This window comes from Rhodoferax sp. GW821-FHT02C08, assembly GCF_059421805.1.
The window spans coordinates 414369-432913 of the sequence record NZ_JBWKVR010000001.1; the positions used below are offsets into that span (position 1 = coordinate 414369).

14 protein-coding genes are annotated in these 18545 nt (G+C 63.4%); 12 read left to right on the forward strand and 2 right to left on the reverse strand.

What is annotated here, in order from left to right; translation table 11 throughout:
• The first annotated feature begins 5 nt into the window (after nucleotides 1-5).
• Both AC07VY_RS01890 and AC07VY_RS01895 read left to right on the forward strand, forming a co-directional pair.
• Nucleotides 6-983, forward strand: coding sequence for a sigma-70 family RNA polymerase sigma factor (locus AC07VY_RS01890; protein WP_495074981.1), 978 nt, complete (start codon nucleotides 6-8; stop codon nucleotides 981-983).
• Nucleotides 983-1546 (forward strand): DUF1439 domain-containing protein, encoded by a 564-nt coding sequence (locus AC07VY_RS01895; protein WP_495095802.1) that lies wholly within the window; start codon nucleotides 983-985, stop codon nucleotides 1544-1546. Before AC07VY_RS01890 ends, AC07VY_RS01895 begins: the two co-directional genes overlap by 1 nt.
• Before the next feature lie 93 nt (nucleotides 1547-1639).
• Here AC07VY_RS01895 and trxB read toward each other — a convergent pair whose 3' ends face one another.
• A complete protein-coding gene (gene trxB / locus AC07VY_RS01900; protein WP_495074979.1) occupies nucleotides 1640-2596 on the reverse strand; it encodes a thioredoxin-disulfide reductase in 957 nt (318 codons plus the stop codon).
• Between the two features lie 227 nt (nucleotides 2597-2823).
• On the opposite strand from trxB, the gene AC07VY_RS01905 reads away from it, so the two are divergent.
• The 3 genes from AC07VY_RS01905 to lolA all read left to right on the forward strand — a co-directional run bounded on the left by AC07VY_RS01905 (nucleotide 2824) and on the right by lolA (nucleotide 6608).
• Nucleotides 2824-3498 (forward strand): Crp/Fnr family transcriptional regulator, encoded by a 675-nt coding sequence (locus AC07VY_RS01905; RefSeq protein ID WP_490592787.1) that lies wholly within the window; start codon nucleotides 2824-2826, stop codon nucleotides 3496-3498.
• A gap of 121 nt (nucleotides 3499-3619) precedes the next feature.
• The gene (locus AC07VY_RS01910) at nucleotides 3620-5959 is read left to right on the forward strand and encodes a DNA translocase FtsK (protein WP_495099425.1); all 2340 of its coding nucleotides are present in this window, start codon (nucleotides 3620-3622) and stop codon (nucleotides 5957-5959) included.
• A 4-nt stretch (nucleotides 5960-5963) separates the two neighbouring features.
• Entirely contained in the window at nucleotides 5964-6608 is a 645-nt protein-coding gene (gene lolA, locus AC07VY_RS01915) for an outer membrane lipoprotein periplasmic chaperone LolA (protein ID WP_495074977.1), read from the forward strand.
• A gap of 28 nt (nucleotides 6609-6636) precedes the next feature.
• Here the strand turns inward: lolA and AC07VY_RS01920 are convergent, their stop codons facing one another.
• On the reverse strand, nucleotides 6637-7845 hold the full coding sequence (locus tag AC07VY_RS01920) for an HD-GYP domain-containing protein (RefSeq protein WP_495099424.1): 1209 nt from the start codon (nucleotides 7843-7845) through the stop codon (nucleotides 6637-6639).
• Nucleotides 7846-8131: 286 nt separating this feature from the next.
• Here AC07VY_RS01920 and AC07VY_RS01925 point away from each other — a divergent pair, with 286 nt between their 5' ends.
• The 7 genes from AC07VY_RS01925 to AC07VY_RS01955 all read left to right on the forward strand — a co-directional run bounded on the left by AC07VY_RS01925 (nucleotide 8132) and on the right by AC07VY_RS01955 (nucleotide 18400).
• On the forward strand, nucleotides 8132-9442 hold the full coding sequence (locus tag AC07VY_RS01925; RefSeq protein ID WP_495099423.1) for a replication-associated recombination protein A: 1311 nt from the start codon (nucleotides 8132-8134) through the stop codon (nucleotides 9440-9442).
• A 496-nt stretch (nucleotides 9443-9938) separates the two neighbouring features.
• A complete protein-coding gene (locus tag AC07VY_RS01930; RefSeq protein ID WP_495074974.1) occupies nucleotides 9939-10868 on the forward strand; it encodes a branched-chain amino acid ABC transporter permease in 930 nt (309 codons plus the stop codon).
• Nucleotides 10869-10881: 13 nt separating this feature from the next.
• Nucleotides 10882-11958, forward strand: a complete 1077-nt coding sequence (locus tag AC07VY_RS01935) for an ABC transporter permease subunit (protein WP_495074973.1) — start codon at nucleotides 10882-10884, stop codon at nucleotides 11956-11958.
• A gap of 9 nt (nucleotides 11959-11967) precedes the next feature.
• Complete coding sequence (locus tag AC07VY_RS01940; protein ID WP_490592794.1) at nucleotides 11968-12753, forward strand: ABC transporter ATP-binding protein; 786 nt, start codon at nucleotides 11968-11970, stop codon at nucleotides 12751-12753.
• A 2-nt stretch (nucleotides 12754-12755) separates the two neighbouring features.
• Nucleotides 12756-13496 carry an ABC transporter ATP-binding protein gene (locus AC07VY_RS01945; protein ID WP_495074972.1) on the forward strand — a complete coding sequence of 247 codons (741 nt, stop codon included), beginning with the start codon at nucleotides 12756-12758 and terminating at the stop codon, nucleotides 13494-13496.
• Nucleotides 13497-13658: 162 nt separating this feature from the next.
• On the forward strand, nucleotides 13659-14936 hold the full coding sequence (locus AC07VY_RS01950; RefSeq protein WP_495099422.1) for a metallophosphoesterase family protein: 1278 nt from the start codon (nucleotides 13659-13661) through the stop codon (nucleotides 14934-14936).
• Nucleotides 14933-18400: an ATP-binding protein gene (locus AC07VY_RS01955; protein ID WP_495099421.1), complete on the forward strand. Its 3468-nt coding sequence runs from the start codon at nucleotides 14933-14935 to the stop codon at nucleotides 18398-18400. Before AC07VY_RS01950 ends, AC07VY_RS01955 begins: the two co-directional genes overlap by 4 nt.
• Nucleotides 18401-18545 lie beyond the last annotated feature (145 nt).

An 18545-nucleotide genomic window follows, 5' to 3' on the forward strand; every position in this document is an offset into this window, starting at 1 on the left:
ACACCATGCAAAAGCCTGACGTATCCGCTAAGACCTTGGTCGTGGATGCGTTGGGCGAAGATGCCATACCCGAGGTCGATGCCGCGCCGTTGGCGGGCGACGGCCTGGCCTCCTGGCTCGCCACGGGCGGCGAAATCCACGACGCGCTCACGCTGTATCTGCGCGATGTGCGCCGCACCGAGCTGTTCACCGCCAGCGAAGAGTTCGACATGGCGGTGCGTGCCAGGGCCGGTGACTTTGCGGCCCGCCAGGCCATGATCGAACACAATCTGCGCCTGGTCGTGAGCATCGCAAAGGCCTATCTGGGACGCGGCGTGCCCATGGGCGACCTGATCGAAGAGGGCAATTTGGGCCTGATGCATTCCATCGACAAGTTCGAGCCCGACCGGGGCTTCCGCTTCTCCACCTATGCCACTTGGTGGATACGCCAGTCGGTCGAGCGCGCGGTGATGCAGCAGGGCAGGGTGATACGCCTGCCGGTGCATGTGGTGCGCGAGCTGCAGCAGGTGTTGCGGGCCCGGCGCACGCTGGAGCATGACCCGGTATTTGCCGCGTTGCGCCCGGACGGCGTGCGTGTGGACGACGTGGCCGCCCTGATGGGCCGCGACGAGCATGAGGTGGCCGACCTGCTGGCTCTGGCCGAAACACCGCGCTCGCTGGACTCGACCTTCGACCGCTCGGAAGACGGGCAGACCCTAGGTGACACCTTGACGGACGAGAGCGCACTGGACCCCGCTGCACACACCCAGATCCACGAGGTGGAGCGCCTGCTGGAGGCCTGGACCGCCACCTTGACCCGGCGCGAGCGCGAGGTGCTGGATGGCCGCTTTGGCCTGCACAACCGTGAACCCGAAACCCTGGATACTTTGAGTGTGCGTCTGGGCCTGACCCGTGAGCGGGTGCGCCAGGTGCAAAACGAGGCCCTGCGCAAGCTGCGCATCCAACTGGGCCGCAGTGGTGTAGACAAGGAGGCTTTGCTGTAATGCGTTTGTATGTTTATCTGTTGCGCTGGGTTCTGCTGCTGGGTGTGAGTGTGCTGGCTGCATGCGTTGGCACCGGGCCGCGTAGCACCACTATCAGTACCGAGAAGATCCAGTTGCTGCTGGCGCAGCGTTTCCCTTATACCGGCCGCATCGGCCCGTTGTTTGAAATCCAGGCCCAAACGCCCCAGGTGCGCATGCTGCCCGAGCGTAACCGCGTCGGCACGTCGCTGCAGATCCAGGTGTCCGAGCGCCTGGGCCGCAATGTATTCAATGGCACATTGGATGTGGACTATGGCCTGCGTTTCGAGCCCAGCGACCAGACCATCCGCCTGGTCGATCTGCACGTCAACAGCCTGGATTTTGCCGGCGTGCCCGAGCGCTACCAAAGCCTGGTGCAAGGCTTGGCACCCCAGCTGGCCGAACGTTTGCTGGACGACGCCAGCCTCTACCAGGTCAGCGCCAAGAACATGGCCACCGTGGAAGGCATGGGCTATGTACCCGGCAGTCTGGAGGTGACGCCGCAGGGTCTGCGCATCACCTTGCAGCCCAAGCCTGCGCAGTAGCTATTTACTATCAAAAAAAGAGCGGCCGGCGCAGGTAGTACCTGCGCCGGCCGCTCTTTTTATATAAATTCAGGCCCGCTTGCGGGCTCGTTTTTAATGCGTGCCTTGTTCCAGGAAACGCTGTGCGTCCAGTGCCGCCATGCAACCCGTACCAGCGCTGGTGATGGCCTGGCGGTAGATGTGGTCTTGTACGTCGCCGGCGGCAAATACGCCGGGTACGCTGGTCATGGTGGCAAAGCCTTGCAAGCCGCTACGGGTAACGATGTAGCCGTCCTTCATTTCCAACTGACCAGCAAAGATCTCGGTATTGGGTTTGTGGCCGATGGCGATGAAGCAGCCCTTGAGGGTGACGTCGGTGGTGGCATCGCTCTGTGTGCTTTTCAGGCGCACGCCGGTCACGCCGGAGGCATCGCCCAGCACCTGTTGCAGCGTGTGGAAGAGCTTGAGCTCGATCTTGCCCTCGGCAACTTTTTCGTGCAGCTTGTCCACCAGAATGGCCTCGGCCTTGAAGCTGTCGCGGCGGTGCACCAGGGTGACCTTGCGGGCGATGTTGGACAGGTATAGCGCCTCTTCCACGGCGGTATTGCCACCGCCAACCACGCACACGTCCTCACCACGGTAGAAGAAACCGTCGCAGGTGGCGCAGCCGGATACGCCACGGCCCATAAAGGCGGTTTCGGACTCCAGGCCCAGGTACTGGGCGGATGCGCCGGTGGCCAAAATCAGGGCATCGCAGGTATAGCTGCCGCTGTCGCCGGTCAGGGTGAAGGGGCGCTTGCTGAAGTCCACGGTGTTGATGTGGTCGAAGATGATTTCGGTCTTGAAGCGTTCTGCATGCTCCTGGAAGCGCTGCATCAACTCGGGGCCTTGCACGCCCATCACGTCGGCGGGCCAGTTGTCTACTTCGGTGGTGGTCATCAGCTGGCCGCCCTGGGCGATGCCGGTGATGAGTACCGGGTTCAGGTTGGCGCGGGCAGCGTAGATGGCGGCGGTGTAGCCGGCAGGGCCTGAGCCCAAAACCAAAACTTTGGCGTGTTTAATCATGGACATGGATGAAAACCTGTGGTGAAAATAGGAGGGTGCCGTGTACAGTTCGCGGCTTGCTATGAAAATGCAAGTTAGCGTGGCTGCCGGGCGCTTTTAATGATGGCGTTTAATTGAAATTTTGCCCCAGATTGTAAGAACCTATGGCTTGCAGGGTTCCGTGCAGTTGCTCTTGCCGAGGGCTAGGCATGGGCCGGGCAGAGGCTGATGTGTCTTTTAAAGAGGAAATGCGAATGTCAATGTTGTCCAACATAGAGCTGCTGTTACGCGTTCCCCTGTTTTCCAGCATGACGTCCGAGCAGGCGGATGTCGTGGCCAAGGCGGTCACCAAGCGGCGCTTTAAACGGGGCGAGGTGATCGTCGAGCAAGGCCTCAAGTCTGACACGCTGTTCATCGTGCTCAGCGGCCGGGCCCGGGTGCTGACCACTGACGGTCGCGGTCGCGAGGTGATCCTGGCCACGCTGCAAATGGGTGACTATGTGGGGGAGATGAGTCTGATCGACCACGAACCGCATTCGGCCACCGTGCAGGCGGATGCCCTCACCGACTGCCTGGTGCTGGGCCGTGCTGAATTCGAGCACTGCCTGGAGGGCAATACCGCCATGGCCCGGGCCGTGATGACTGGGCTGGTTAAGCGGTTGCGCCGTGCCGACCAGAAGATCGAGTCGTTGGCCCTGATGGATGTGTACGGCCGTGTGGCCCACGTGCTGCTGGAGTCTGCCGCCCATGACGTGAACGGCCAGATGGTCATTCGTGACAAGATTTCGCGCCAGGACGTGGCCAAGATGGTGGGGGCCTCGCGCGAGATGGTCAGCCGCGTCATGAAAGACCTGGAGGAGCGTGGCTACATCGTCAGCCAGGACAATGGCTCGACCCACATCCAGTCGGTGCTGGGTAGCCTGATTTAAACGATTGGCAGTACTGCACGGGCTGTTTGAACACGTTCTTACATCTTGCGGCGAGTGCGTGGCCGCCGTGCCCCATTCGGGGGCTGGGCTTGGGGTAAGCTCAGGGCAGTACTTCTTGCCCATGACTTATTCTCTCAATACCCTCAATTCATCTGGCCCGGTGGTGTCGCCCGTACGCACGGGCCTCAACCGTTTTGCGCGTGAAATCGGTTTGATCCTGGGGCTGCTGGCCCTGGTGTTCTGGCTCATGTCCATGTTGGGCTATACCTTGCAAGACCCCGCTTGGTCCACCTCTGGCCAGAGCGCCGTGGTGCGCAACTGGGGCGGGCGCCTGGGTGCTTGGATCGCAGACCTCAGCTATTTCAGCCTGGGCTTTTCTGTATGGTGGTGTTTTGCTGCCGGCGTGCGCGCCTGGCTGGCCGCCCTGGCCGGCTGGATGCGTGGCCATGCCCCGGATGAGCGTGCCCAGCAGCCTGCGCCACGCCTCAGTGGCAATGCCTGGACTTTCTGGATCGGCCTGGCCGTTCTGTTGTGCGCCAGCTCCGGGTTGGAATGGTCGCGTCTGTACCGGCTTGAGCCGCAGCTGCCGGGCCATGTGGGCGGTGCGCTGGGCTATTTGATCGGTCCGTTTGGCGTCAAGTGGCTGGGTTTTACTGGCTCCGGCCTGGTGTGGATCACGCTGGGGGTGATCGGTGTGTCTGCGGTGTTCCGCTTTTCCTGGAGCCAGGTGGCTGAGCGCCTGGGCGCCTGGACCTATTCCCTGGTGGAAACGCGGCGCGAGAAGCGCGAAGTGGCGGTGGACTTGGCCGTGGGCAAAAAGGCTGCCAAGAAGCGTGAAGCCGTGGTGCGCGAGGAGCGCGTCGAAATCGAGGCCCACCACCCGCAGCCGGTCATGATTGAACCGACTTTGGTTGATCCACCCAAGAGCCAGCGTGTGGCGAAGGAGCGCCAGAAGCCGCTGTTTACCGAGATGCCCGACACCAAGCTGCCGCAGGTGGACCTGCTAGACGGCCCACAGCTGCGCCAGGAAACCGTGGCCCCCGAGACGCTGGAAATGACCAGCCGCATGATCGAGAAAAAGCTCAAGGACTTCGGCGTCGAGGTGCGCGTGGTGCTGGCCTCGCCCGGCCCGGTGATTACCCGTTACGAGATCGAGCCCGCTACCGGTGTCAAGGGCTCGCAGATCGTTGGCCTGGCCAAGGACTTGGCGCGTAGCTTGAGCCTGGTGTCGATCCGGGTGGTGGAAACCATTCCCGGCAAGAACTACATGGCGCTGGAGTTGCCGAACGCCAAGCGCCAGTCCATTACGCTGTCGGAAATCCTGGGCTCGCAGGTCTACCACGAGGCCAAGTCGCTGCTGACCATGGGCCTGGGTAAGGACATCATCGGCAACCCGGTGGTGGTCGACCTGGCCAAGATGCCGCACGTGCTGGTGGCCGGCACCACCGGCTCGGGCAAGTCGGTGGGTATCAACGCCATGATCTTGAGCCTGCTGTACAAGGCCGAGGCGCGCGATGTGCGCATCCTGATGATCGACCCGAAGATGCTGGAAATGTCGGTCTACGAAGGCATTCCGCACCTGCTGGCCCCAGTGGTTACCGATATGCGCCAAGCCGCGCATGGCCTGACCTGGTGTGTGGCCGAGATGGAGCGCCGCTACAAGCTGCTGAGCAAGCTGGGCGTGCGCAACCTGGCCGGCTACAACGCCAAGATCGACGAAGCCGCGTCGCGCGAAGAGTTCATCTACAACCCGTTCAGCCTGACGCCCGACAGCCCCGAACCGTTGAAGCGCGAGCCGCACATCGTGGTGGTGATCGACGAGCTGGCCGACCTGATGATGGTGGTCGGCAAGAAGATCGAAGAGTTGATCGCCCGCTTGGCGCAGAAGGCGCGGGCTGCCGGCATCCATTTGATTCTGGCGACCCAGCGGCCCAGCGTGGACGTGATTACCGGCCTGATCAAGGCGAACATCCCGACCCGGATTTCCTTCAAGGTCAGCAGCAAGATCGATAGCCGCACCATTTTGGACCAGATGGGCGCCGAAGCCCTGCTGGGCCTGGGCGACATGCTGTATATGCCCGGCAGCGGCATGCCGACCCGGGTGCACGGTGCCTTTGTCAGCGACGAAGAGGTGCACCGCGTTGTAAGTTACTTGAAGACCCAGGGCGAGCCCGACTACATCGAAGGCGTACTGGAAGGCGGCACGGTCGATGGTGAGGACGGCGAGGGTGCTGACGGTCTGGGTGGCGGCAGCGGCGGCGAGAAGGACCCGATGTACGACATGGCGGTGGAGGTAGTGCTGAAGAACCGCAAGGCCAGCATCTCCCTGGTGCAGCGCCATTTGAAGATCGGCTACAACCGCGCCGCGCGCCTGGTGGAAGACATGGAAAAAGCCGGCCTGGTCAGCGCGATGAGCGGTGCGGGCCAACGTGAAATTCTGGTGCCGGCGCGCGCGGAGTAAATACATGAAAAAACTGATTGCTACGGTATTCATAGCTGCTAGCGCAGGTATTGCCTGCGCCGGAGGCCTTGAAAGCTTGGAAGACTTCGTGAAGACCGCGAAGACCGGCCGCGCCGAATTCACCCAGGTGGTGACTTCGCCACCCAAGGACGGGCAGGCTGCGCGCAGCAAGACCTCCAGCGGCACGTTTGAGTTTCAACGCCCCAGCCGCTTCAAGTTCATCTACAAAAAACCATTTGCGCAGAGCATCGTGGCCGATGGTCAGACCCTGTGGCTGTATGACGTGGACCTGAACCAGGTGACGGCGCGCAAGCAATCGCAGGTGCTGGGCTCCACGCCTGCAGCGCTGATCGCGGCTGCACCCGATCTGAAAGCCCTGCAGGCCGATTTCACTCTGCAGGCCGCACCTGACCAGGATGGCCTGCAGTGGGTAGTGGCCACCCCCAAGGCCAAGGACGGTCAACTGCAAAGCGTGCGTGTGGGCTTCAAGCAGGTGGACAAAGCGACCGAACTCGGCGCGCTGGAGATTCTGGACAGCTTTGGCCAGCGCTCGGTGATGAGTTTCGCCAAGATGGAACTCAACCCCAGCCTGGCGGCGGACAGCTTTCAGTTCAAGCCGCCGGCAGGTGCCGACGTGGTGCGGCAGTAGCCGTTGCCGCCACTAACCGGGGGCAAGTTCAGCTGTTTGGCGGCAGCTTGCCCAGGGCGCGCTGTACCCGCTCGTGGTGGATGCGCATGCTGTCGGATGCCACGGGTGACTGGATGGCATAGTTTTTCTCCCGCGTGTCGCGCATCACATAAATGCCCAGCGGTAGGCCTTGCGGGTTGACCACGCTGACCACCAGCGGGGTGTTTACTGAGGCACCTTTCTTGGCACTCACGGCTTTCTCCCCATTGGCCAGCAGCACATAGGTGCCGGGCGGGTAAAAGCCTACGGCCGTGGCCATGGCTTTGGCGACCTCGGCATCTTCTTCCCCAGCGCCGACGATGCTGGAGCGTGCAGCCACCAAGGCGGATAAGGCGGGCCGGGTGCTACGTGCGGCCATCTTGGCGATGAAGGCATCTGCCGTATACAGAATGCGCCGACACAGGTGGTTGCGCGCCAGACCTTTGCGGAGATCGCGGTCGTTGTGCAGTGACACGATGTCCAGCAGGTCCTCGTTAACCACACCGAAGGCGCGCAGCATGTCCGCGCTGCGCTGCGGGTGGTCCTGCACCATCTGTTTTTGCGTGGAGTTCAGCGGCGTGCTTTGGGAGGCCAGCGAGTCCTGCAGTTTGGCCATGCTGATGTTCATGGTTAGTGCGGCCTGCATCAGTACCGGACGCACCAGTTCGTCTACTTCCATTTTGCGCGCTGTCAGTTCACATACTGCCGCGCATAGCAGGGCATGGGTGGCGCAGTAGCCCAGCGTGCGGTCGGCCAGGGTCTGGAAGAGTTTGAACAGGCTGTCGTCCGCGTCGTGGTCCAGCAATTCCATCACGCGTTTTTGCACGCCTTGCAGCCTTCCCAGCGGGTTCTTGGCGACCGCGCCCGCGTGCAGGATGGAGCCAAGCACGGCTTGCACGTCGGTCCAGTCGCCGGTGATGTCTTCGCCTACGGTGTAGTCCAGCTCCAGGATTTCTTCCGGCATTTTGGCTTTGGCGATGTCGTCGATGCTCGCGCCGGCGCGCAGCATGGCATAGACCAGGCGGTCGTAACTGTGGGCCCAGGCCTTGAAGTCACTCTGTATGGCACAGGCGCCATGCGCAAACAGGTGGTCGCGGTGGTGTTCAGAGGTGATGGCCTGGCCTCTGCGCAGCAGCAGATTGCCTTTGGAGTCCCAGATATTGATGGGCAGGGGCCGGTCGATCTCGATGTGCCAGACGGGCACGGGAACATAAATCATTTGGGAACAGCGCGCGCAAAAGGTTGCTCGGAAAGTGCCCGAGGATACGGTATCTGGCGGGCTCGGTGCCTGCGGGCTGTTGCGGATGGACCGCATGGCAGAATCAGTGCAGCGCTTGCTGCGCAAAAAAATCCTCCCCATTTCCGCCCGCGCGACACCATGACCTCCACCCCTCCATCCAAGGACGCCCACCGGGCCGATCACCTGCGTCCGAGCAGGCTGGCAGGGGGGCTGGTATGGATTGCGCCGTATGGAGAACTTGCCCGTGGTTTTGCAGGGGTTCGCCATGCTTGATCTGTTCGCACAAGAGCCTTCTGCGCCGTTGGCGGAGGCGCTGCGCCCCAAGACCCTGGACGAGGTGGTTGGGCAGTCCCATCTTCTGGGTGAAGGCAAGCCCTTGAGGCTGGCTTTCCAGTCGGGAACGCCGCATTCCATGATTTTCTGGGGCCCCCCGGGCGTGGGCAAAACCACCTTGGCGCGGCTGACGGCCACTGCCTTCAAGTGCGAGTTCATTGCCCTGTCGGCGGTATTTTCGGGTGTCAAAGACATCCGTGCGGCGATGGAGCAGGCGCAGCAGAACCTGGCCATGGGCAAGCACACCATCTTGTTCGTGGACGAGATTCACCGATTCAACAAGTCCCAGCAAGATGCGCTGCTTCCATATGCGGAAAGTGGCCTGGTGACCTTCATAGGCGCGACCACCGAGAACCCTTCGTTTGAAGTGAATTCGGCCTTGCTGTCGCGGGCGCAGGTCTATGTGCTGAAGTCGCTGACTGACGAAGAATTGAAGCTGCTGCTGAAGCGTGCGCAGGCAATGGCCTTGGGCCATCTGGAGTTTGATGACCTGGCACGAGACACCATCATTGGCTACGCCGACGGCGACGCCAGACGATTCTTGAACCTGCTGGAGCAAACCAGTACGGCCGCCAGGGCGACAGGTCTGAGTGTGATCACGGCCGATTTCCTGCAGAACGCCCTGAGCTTGAACAGCCGGCGTTTCGACAAGGGCGGCGACAATTTTTATGACCAGATTTCGGCCTTGCACAAATCGGTCCGTGGTTCACATCCCGACGCCGCGCTCTACTGGCTCACAAGAATGCTGGACGGTGGGGCCGATGCACGTTATCTGTCGCGACGGATCGTGCGCATGGCCTGGGAAGACATTGGGCTTGCGGACCCTCGCGCCATGCAAATTGCCAATGATGCCGCCCTGACGTACGAGCGCTTGGGCAGCCCCGAGGGCGAGCTGGCACTGGGCCAGGCGGTGATCTATCTGGCGGTGGCGGCCAAGAGCAATGCGGGCTACAACGCCTACAACCAGGCAAAAGCCTTCGTCAAGCAAGACAAGAGCCGTGAAGTACCAGTGCACTTGCGCAATGCCCCCACCAAGTTGATGAAGGAGCTGGGTTATGGGCATGAATACCGCTACGCCCATGATGAACCCAATGCCTATGCGGCGGGTGAAACCTATCTTCCGGATGGCATGCAGGAGCCGGCTTGGTACCGGCCCACACCCCGTGGCTTGGAAGCCAAGATTGGCGAGAAGCTGGCCCTGCTGAGGAAGTGGGATGACGAGGCGGGTACATCGGACAAATAGCTGCAGTTGCGCAAGCGGCTGCCTGTGCGCGGGCCTGCGCATGCCGGTGGATATGCACCCACCACTGGCTGGCGCTGCGCTGAATTGGTGCTGACCCGCCGTATCTCTCTGCCGTCCGGTTGCGCTGGCCATGGAAACGCTTCGCTGAAAGCAGGGCTTTTGAAGCGGGGACTTGTATCAAGGTATTTCCAGTCCGAAAAGCCAGAACGCTTTGCAAGGCCTATGTCCTATAAGTTGTGCTCGTTAATGTATTTGCATAATGAGTCAGACTAATACTTGTGAAAAACCGCTTATCCGTCTGTTTCCGAGGGTAAACACGGCATAAAACCCTGGTTTTGGCCCGATTCATGCTCGCTACAATCCCGGCAGAACCCGACCAGGGATGGACCTGGCGGGTTTTTTGCTAGATGGGTGCTTGTGTATGAACGCCGGCCCCGGATCGCGGGCTATGCACTGACGCTGGCTGTGGTGCATTACAAAATGGAGAATAATTTTTATGGATATCTTGCTTCAGCAGATCATCAACGGTCTGGTACTGGGCAGCATGTATGCCTTGGTCGCCTTGGGTTACACCATGGTGTACGGCATCATCAACTTGATCAACTTCGCGCACGGCGAGGTACTGATGGTCGGCGCGCTGACCAGCTGGACCATCATCGGCTTGATGCAGGACGCCATGCCGGGAACACCCGGCTGGATCATGCTGTTCATCTCGATGATCATTGCCTGCGTGGTTGCAGCGACACTCAATTTCGTCATTGAAAAAGTAGCCTACCGGCCGCTGCGCAGCAGCCCGAAACTGGCCCCCTTGATCACCGCTATCGGCATGTCCATCCTGCTGCAGACGCTGGCCATGATCATCTGGAAGCCCAATTACAAACCCTATCCCACCTTGCTGCCCAGCACGCCCTTCAACGTGGGCGGCGCGGTGATCACGCCCACCCAGATCCTGATCCTGGGCCTGACAGCGGTGTCCCTGGCGGTGCTGGTGTGGCTGGTGAACTACACCAAGCTGGGCCGCGCGATGCGCGCTACGGCCGAGAACCCCCGTGTGGCGGCACTGATGGGCGTTAAGCCTGACATGGTGATCTCCGCCACCTTCATCATTGGCGCCGTGCTGGCGGCTATCGCCGGCATCATGTATGCGTCCAACTACGGCACGGTGCAGCACAGCATGGGCTTCCTGCCCGGTCTGAAGGCCTTTACGGCAGCCGTGTTCGGCGGCATCGGCAACCTGGCTGGTGCGGTGGTCGGCGGTATCTTGCTGGGCCTGATCGAATCCATTGGCGCAGGCTACATCGGCCAGGTGACTGGTGGCATCCTGGGTAGTAACTACTCGGACATTTTTGCCTTCATCGTCTTGATCATCGTGCTGACACTGCGTCCCTCGGGTCTGCTGGGTGAGCGCGTGGCCGACCGCGCCTGACCGGAGCACTTCCATGAAACAGAACAAAACAATTACCTTCATCATCGCGGCGCTGGCTGCGGTGATTCTGCCCCTGGTCCTGCAAGGCTTCGGCAACGCCTGGGTGCGTATCGCCGACATGGCGCTGATCTATGTGATGCTGGCCCTGGGCCTGAATATCGTGGTCGGCTTTGCTGGTCTGCTGGACTTGGGTTATGTGGCCTTCTTTGCCGTGGGTGCCTACACCTACGGCCTGTTGGCTTCGCCCCAGTTGACGGATGCCTTCCCGGCCATCGCCGCCATGTTCCCCGAAGGTCTGCACATGCCCTTGTGGCTGATCTTGCCTGTCGGGGCGGTGATAGCCGGCTTGTTCGGCATGTTGCTGGGGGCTCCAACCCTCAAGTTGCGTGGTGACTACCTGGCCATCGTGACCCTGGGTTTTGGTGAAATCATCCGCGTGTTCCTGAACAACCTGGACCACCCCATCAACATCACCAATGGCCCCAAGGGCTTGGGCCAGATCGACTCGCTGAAGTTCTTCGGTATCGACCTGGGCAAGCCGCTGACAGTGTTTGGTTTTGAGGTGGCATCCGTCAGCCTGTACTACTACCTGTTCCTGGCGTTGGTGGTGATCAGCGTCGTGCTGTGCTCCCGCCTGGAGCTGTCGCGTATCGGCCGCGCCTGGATGGCCATCCGCGAAGATGAAATCGCCGCCAAGGCCATGGGTATCAACACCCGCAACATGAAGCTGCTGGCCTTCGGCATGGGCGCTACTTTTGGTGGCGTGTCCGGCACCTTGTTCGGCGCGTTCCAGGGCTTTGTGTCGCCCGAGTCTTTCAGTCTGATGGAGTCGGTGATGATCGTCGCCATGGTGGTGCTCGGCGGTATCGGCCATTTGCCTGGCGTGATTCTGGGCGCGATCTTGCTGTCGGCCCTGCCTGAAGTGCTGCGCTATCTGGCCGGCCCGCTGCAGGCCATGACCGGTGGCCGTCTGGATTCGGCCATCCTGCGCCAACTGCTGATTGCTGTGGCCATGATCATCATCATGCTGTTGCGCCCCCGTGGTCTGTGGCCTGCGCCCGACCATGGCAAGTCGCTGCAAGGTAAGTAAGGAACACACATGACTGATACAAATAACACCGATGTGGTCCTGCGCGTCGCGGGCATTTCCAAGCGTTTTGGCGGCCTGCAGGCCCTGAGCGATGTAGGCATCACCATCAAGCGCGGCCAGGTGTATGGCCTGATCGGCCCGAACGGCGCCGGCAAGACCACGTTCTTCAACGTGATCACCGGCCTGTACACGCCTGACAGCGGCAGTTTCGAGCTGGCGGGCAAGCCGTACTCCCCCACGGCGGTGCATGAAGTCGCCAAGGCCGGTATCGCACGCACGTTCCAGAACATTCGCCTGTTCGCTGAAATGACGGCGCTGGAAAACGTGATGGTCGGCCGCCATATCCGCACCCATTCGGGTCTGCTGGGCGCCTTGTTCCGCACCCCTTCGTTCAAGAAGGAAGAGCTGGAAATCGCCCAGCGCGCCCAGGAGCTGCTGGACTATGTCGGCATCGGCAAGCTGGCCGACTACAAGGCCCGCACCCTGAGCTACGGCGACCAGCGCCGCCTGGAAATCGCCCGTGCCCTGGCGACCGACCCGCAGCTGATTGCGCTGGACGAGCCCGCTGCCGGCATGAACGCGACCGAAAAGGTCATGCTGCGCGAACTCATCAGCAAGATCCGCAAGGACAACCGCACCATCCTGCTGATTGAGCACGATGTGAAGCTGGTAATGGGCCTGTGCGACCGTCTGACCGTGCTCGACTACGGCAAGCAGATTGCCGAAGGCACACCTGCCGAAGTGCAGAAGAATGAAAAAGTGATCGAAGCTTATCTCGGAACCGGAGGACATTGATAATGGCTGCAACACCCAACAAAAAAGCGGGCGAAGTGCTGCTGAAGGTCAGTGGGCTGAAGGTTTCCTACGGCGGCATCCAGGCCGTTAAAGGCGTGGACTTTGAAGTGCGCGAAGGCGAGCTGGTCTCCCTGATCGGCTCCAATGGTGCTGGCAAAACCACCACCATGAAGGCCATTACCGGCACCCTGCCATTCGTGGCCGGCGACATCCAGTACCTGGGCCAAAGCATCAGGGGCCAGGGCGCATGGGATCTGGTCAAGAAGGGTCTGGCCATGGTGCCGGAAGGCCGTGGCGTGTTCACCCGCATGACCATCACGGAAAACCTGCTGATGGGCGCCTACATCCGCAACGACAAGGCCGCGATCCTGGAAGACATCGAAAAGATGTTCACCATCTTCCCACGCCTGCGCGAGCGCAAGGACCAACTGGCCGGCACCATGTCCGGTGGCGAACAGCAAATGCTGGCCATGGGCCGCGCGCTGATGTGCCGTCCCAAGGTGCTGCTGCTGGACGAACCCTCCATGGGTCTGTCGCCCATCATGGTCGACAAGATCTTTGAAGTGGTGAAAGACGTGTATGCCCAGGGTGTGACCGTGCTGCTTGTGGAGCAAAACGCCAGTCGCGCCCTCGGCATTGCCGACCGTGGCTATGTGATGGAGTCCGGCATCGTCACCATGAGCGGCGACGCCAAGGAAATGCTCAGCGATCCCAAGGTCCGCGCCGCGTACCTGGGCGAGTAGGCATCAGGGCGGGCAAGCCCGCTCTGCAAAAACAATAGCACCTGGCGCAGATTCCATCTGCGCCAGGTGCTTTTTTTATGTCCAAGTGCAACGCCAGTGGCAGGCTGATTTCTGTCGCTTGATAAAAGCCCTTCACCGTATATTCCACCTACACTGTCCGCTATGAATACTGTAGTGGAAACCTCCGGCAGCTTCCGTTTCATCCACGCCGCCGATCTGCACATCGACAGCCCCTTGCGCGGCCTGAGCCGCTATGCGGGGGCGCCGGTGGAGCGCCTGCGCAACGCCACCCGTCGTGCTTTGGAAAACCTGGTCGATCTGGCGCTGGCCGAGCAGGTGCAGTTCGTGCTGCTGGCCGGCGATCTGTACGACCGCGACTGGCCCGACTTCCACACCGGCCTGTTCTTTCGCGAGCAGATGGTGCGGCTGGGCCGGGCGCAGATTGGCGTCTACATCGTCCAGGGCAACCACGACGCCCAAGGCACCATCACCCGCGAACTGCCTCTGCCCGAGCACGTGAAAGTGTTCTCCAGCCGCAGTGCGGAAACCGTGCGCATCGACGCGCTCGGCGTCGCCATCCACGGCCGCAGCTTTCCGCAGCGCGCGGTGGACGAAGACTTTGTGCCCGACTACCCGGATGCCGTGCCCGGCCAGTTCAACATCGGCATGCTGCATACCAGCCTGACGGTCGGCGGCGGCATCCACGATACCTACGCGCCCACGACCTTGCCGATGCTCAAGACCAAGGGCTACGACTACTGGGCGCTGGGCCATGTGCATACCCGCGACGTCGTTTGCGAGTCGCCGCGCGTCGTCTTCCCCGGCAACCTGCAGGGCCGGCATGCGAACGAAACCGGGCCCAAGGGCTGCGAACTGGTGAGCGTGCAGGGCGGGCAGATGGAGGCGCGCTTCGTGCCGCTGGACGTCGTGCGTTGGCACCAGCTGCAGCTTGCGCTGGACGGCATGGACAGCCTGGCGCAAGCCACCCAGCTGATCGCCGCCACGCTGGCCGACGCCACCCGTGGCGCCGGCGACCGCCTGCACGCGCTGCGCGTGGTGCTCACCGGCCGCAGCGCCTTGCACGGCACCGAGGCCCAGCAACCCGGCACGCTGGAAGCGGCGGTCCATGCCGCCGCCCAGGACGTGGCCGGCGCCGAACTCTGGATCGAGCAGGTCCAGCTGCGCCTGGCCAGCCCCATCGACCGCGCCCAGCTGGCCCAGGGCGAGGACGCGGTGGCCGAGCTGCTGCGCTTGGTCGACGAGCTGGCTGCCGACCCCGCGGCGCTGGCCGCCTGGACGGCTAAGGCCTGTGGCGACGTGCTGCACAAGCTGCCGGCCGAGGCCAAAACCGATGCCGACTGGAGCACGCCCGCCGCCATGCAAGCTCTGCTGCTGGACGCCGAAGCCACGCTATTGGCCCGGCTGGGGAGCGCCGTATGAAGCTGCAAAAACTTTTCTTGAGCGCCTTCGGCCCATTCACCGGCAAAGAGCTGGACTTCAGCGCTACCTCGGCCAATGTGCACCTGCTGTACGGCCCGAACGAGGCTGGCAAGTCCTCGGCCCTGCGCGCCATGGCCGACTTGCGTTTTGGCATTCCGCTGCGCAGCGCCGACAACTTTGTGCACGACAGCGCCAAGCTGCTGCTGGCCGGGGTGTTCGCCGATACCGATGGCCAGCCGGTGGCCGTGGCCCGGCGCAAGAAGAACAAGGATGCGCTGACCGCTGCCGACCCCGCCACCGGCCTGCCGTTGGCCACACCCGTGTCGGCCGCCATTGCCCAGGCGCTGACGGGCGGCCTGGACCGCGCCGGCTTCGAGCGCAGCTTTGGCCTGGACCATACGCGCCTGCGCCAGGGCGGCGAAGATTTGCTGAAAGGCGAGGGCGAGCTGGGGGCTGCGCTGTTCGAAGCCAGTGCCGGCCTGCAAGGCGTGAAGGCGCTGCTGACCAGTCTGCAGGACGACGCCAAAAGCTATTACAGTCCGCGCGCCACCCAGGCCACCATCCCCGAGGCGCTGCGCCAGATCGAGGAACACAAAGCCGCCTTCAAGGCCGCACTGGTGCGACCCGCCGAATGGAAGGACCGGCAGCGCGCGCTGGAGTCGGCCAATGCACAGCTGGCCGACCTGAAGCAGCAGTTGGCCCACCAGACCAAGCGCATCCACGCGCTGACCGAGCTGCGTGCCGTGCTACCTTTATTGCAGCAGCATGCGCAGGTAGATTCTGCGCTAGAGGCACAAAACACTATAAAGCTGTTGGCGCTGGACGCACGCGAGCAGCGCCTGGCCGCGCAGCACAGCCTGCACACCGCGCACAGCCAGTGGGATACCGCCCAGGCCGAGATCGACCACTGCGCCCAGGCCCAGTCCGGCCTGCGGCTGGAGCCGACCTTGCTGGCCCACGCGCCGGCGATCGAACGCCTGCTGCGCGACTGCGCGGCCGTGCGCCAGCAGCGCAGCGAACGCCTGCAGACCCAGGCCCAGGTGGAGCAGGGCGCGGCCGCGTTGGCCGCCATGGCCCAGCGCATCGCCCCGCAGCAAGATCTGGCCACGGTGCTGGCAGCCGTACCGGGCACGGCCGACCGGGTCGCGCTGGACGACTTGCTCGACAACTTGGCGCGCCAGACCCAGGCGCTGGCGCAGCAGCAGGCGCGGCTGGCGCAGATTGATGCACAACTGGCCGACACCACCGATGGCGAGGTACACGGCGTGGCCCCGCCGCTGCAAGCCGCCTTGGACACGGCCGTGCAGCAGGCCCAGGCGCTCGGCGATACACCCAAACGCCTGGCCGAGGCCCAGCGCGGGCTGGACGCAGTGGCGCCCCGTCTGCACCAGGCCCTGGCCGAGCTGCGTCTGCCCGACACCGCAGCCCTGTACGCGGTGCGCCCGCTGCTGCCAGCCGAGATCGCCGAGGCCGAAAAAGCCCAGACCGCGCTGGCCGCGCTGAGCGATGCCTTGCAGCAGGAGGACGCCGCCCTGCAACGTGCCCTGCAGGCCTACCAGCTGCGCCAGCAGCAGCTCGCAGCCGTCGGCGAACTGGTCACCGCGCAGAGCCTGCAGGCCGCACGCCAGCAGCGCGACAGCCATTGGCTGCAGCTTAAGCATGCCTATGCCAACCCGGCCGCCGACCCGGCGCTGCTGGCGGCTTTCGAACAGGCCCAGGCCGAGGCCGACCGCCAGGCCGATCTGCTGCGTGCCGGCGCCGAGCGGGCCACCCAGGCGGCCGAATGCGCGCTGCAGACCAGTGAGGCCCAGAGCCGGCGCGCCGCGATTGCCGAGCAGCGCAGCGCCTGCGCCGCCCAGACCGCGCAGCAGCAAAGCGATTGGCAGGCCGCCCTGGCCCAGGCGGGCCTGCCGCCGTACCCGCCAGCGGCGTTGCGCGAGTGGCAAGGCCAACGCCAGAACGCGCTGGCCCTGTGCGAGCAGCACGACACATTGCAGCGTGAGCTGGCCGATCTGCAAGGCCGTGCGCAGGTAGCAAACCAGGCTTTGGTCGCGGCGCTGCGGGCGGTCGGGCAGGGCGCGTCCGCCGACCTGGCGGTGCTGCTGCCGCAGGCCGTGACCTGGCTGCGCAGCACGCTGGAAGCCGACACCCGCAGCCGCGAGCGCAGCCGGCAACGCGGCCTGCTGCAGGCCGAGCGCAGTACGCTGCAGGCCAGCCTGGCCGCGCAACAGCAGGCGCTGGACGCGCAGGCGGCTGCCCAAGCCGGCTGGACCGCGCGCCTGTTTCTGCCGGCGGCCAGCAGCGCGGCGACCATCAAGGCCCGCCTGGCCGAACTGGCGGCGCTGGACCAGGCCCAGGCGGAACAGAGCCGGCGTGTCCAGGCGATTGCCCAGCTGCAGGCCCGCGAGGACGCGTTGCAGACCCAGGCCCAGGCCTTGGCCGGGCTGTTGCAGGAGCCGCCGGTGCAGCACGTGGACGATTTTGTCGACGGGCTCGGCACCCGCGTGGCCCAGGCCCAGGCGCATGCCACGCAAGCGACCGAGTTGCAGCGGCGTCTCGATGTGGCCCTGCGCCAGCAGGCGGCAGCGGGCCAGCAGAAGTCGGCCAGCCAGAGCGTGCTGCAAGCTCTGTGCGCGGCGGCATCGGTAAACGATGCGGCCGAATTGCCGGAGGCCGAGGACCGCTCCCACGCCAAGCGCGCGCTGCAAGAGCAGCTGCGCACCCTGGAAGGCCAGTTGCAGCAGGCGGCGACACGGCCCTTGGCCGAGCTGCGGGCGGCGGTGGTGGGCCAGGATGTAGTGGACTTGGATGCCGAGCGCAGTGCCTGCGAGGCCCGCGTCGCGCAGCTGGACCTGGACATCGCCCAGGCCAGCGAGGCCGCGCAGAATGCCCGCCGTGCGCTGCAGGCCATCGACACCTCGGCAGCGGCCGCCGAGGCGCGTGAACAAATGGAGTCGGCTGTCGCGCGCCTGCGCGGCGCTGTCCGGCCCTGGGCCCAGCTGCGGCTGGCCGAGACCCTGCTGCAAGAGGCTTTGAGGCGCTTCCGCGAACGCGCCCAGGCGCCCATGCTGCGGTTGGCGTCGGAGTACTTTGGGCTGATCACCGGTGGGCGTTACCCCAAGCTGCTGGTTGACGCCTCGGCTGACAAGCCGGTGCTGCAGGCCGAAGGCGCCGACGGCCGGGTGATCGGTGTCGAAGCCATGAGCGAGGGCACGGCCGACCAGCTGTACCTGGCGCTGCGCCTGGCCGCGCTGGAGTTGCAGCGCGAGGCCGGCAAAGCCATGCCGCTGGTGCTGGACGATGTATTGATGACTTCCGACGACGCCCGCGCCGCCCAAGTGTTCCAGGCCCTGGCCCGCTTCGCCCAGGGCGGCCAGGTGCTGCTGTTCACCCACCACCAGCATCTGGTGCAGGTGGCCCAGGCAGCTTTGCCAGCAGAGGCGCTCGCCATCCACTATTTATAGAAAAAAAGGGCTGCAGCGCAGTTAGATTCTGCGCAAGTAGCTATCAAAAAATAGCGACTGAGATTGCTCTCAGCCGCTATGCTCCGATGGTGTGGCCCTAAGCCGCTGTGACGTACTTCACTTTCAGACGCAACGGACCTTAGCC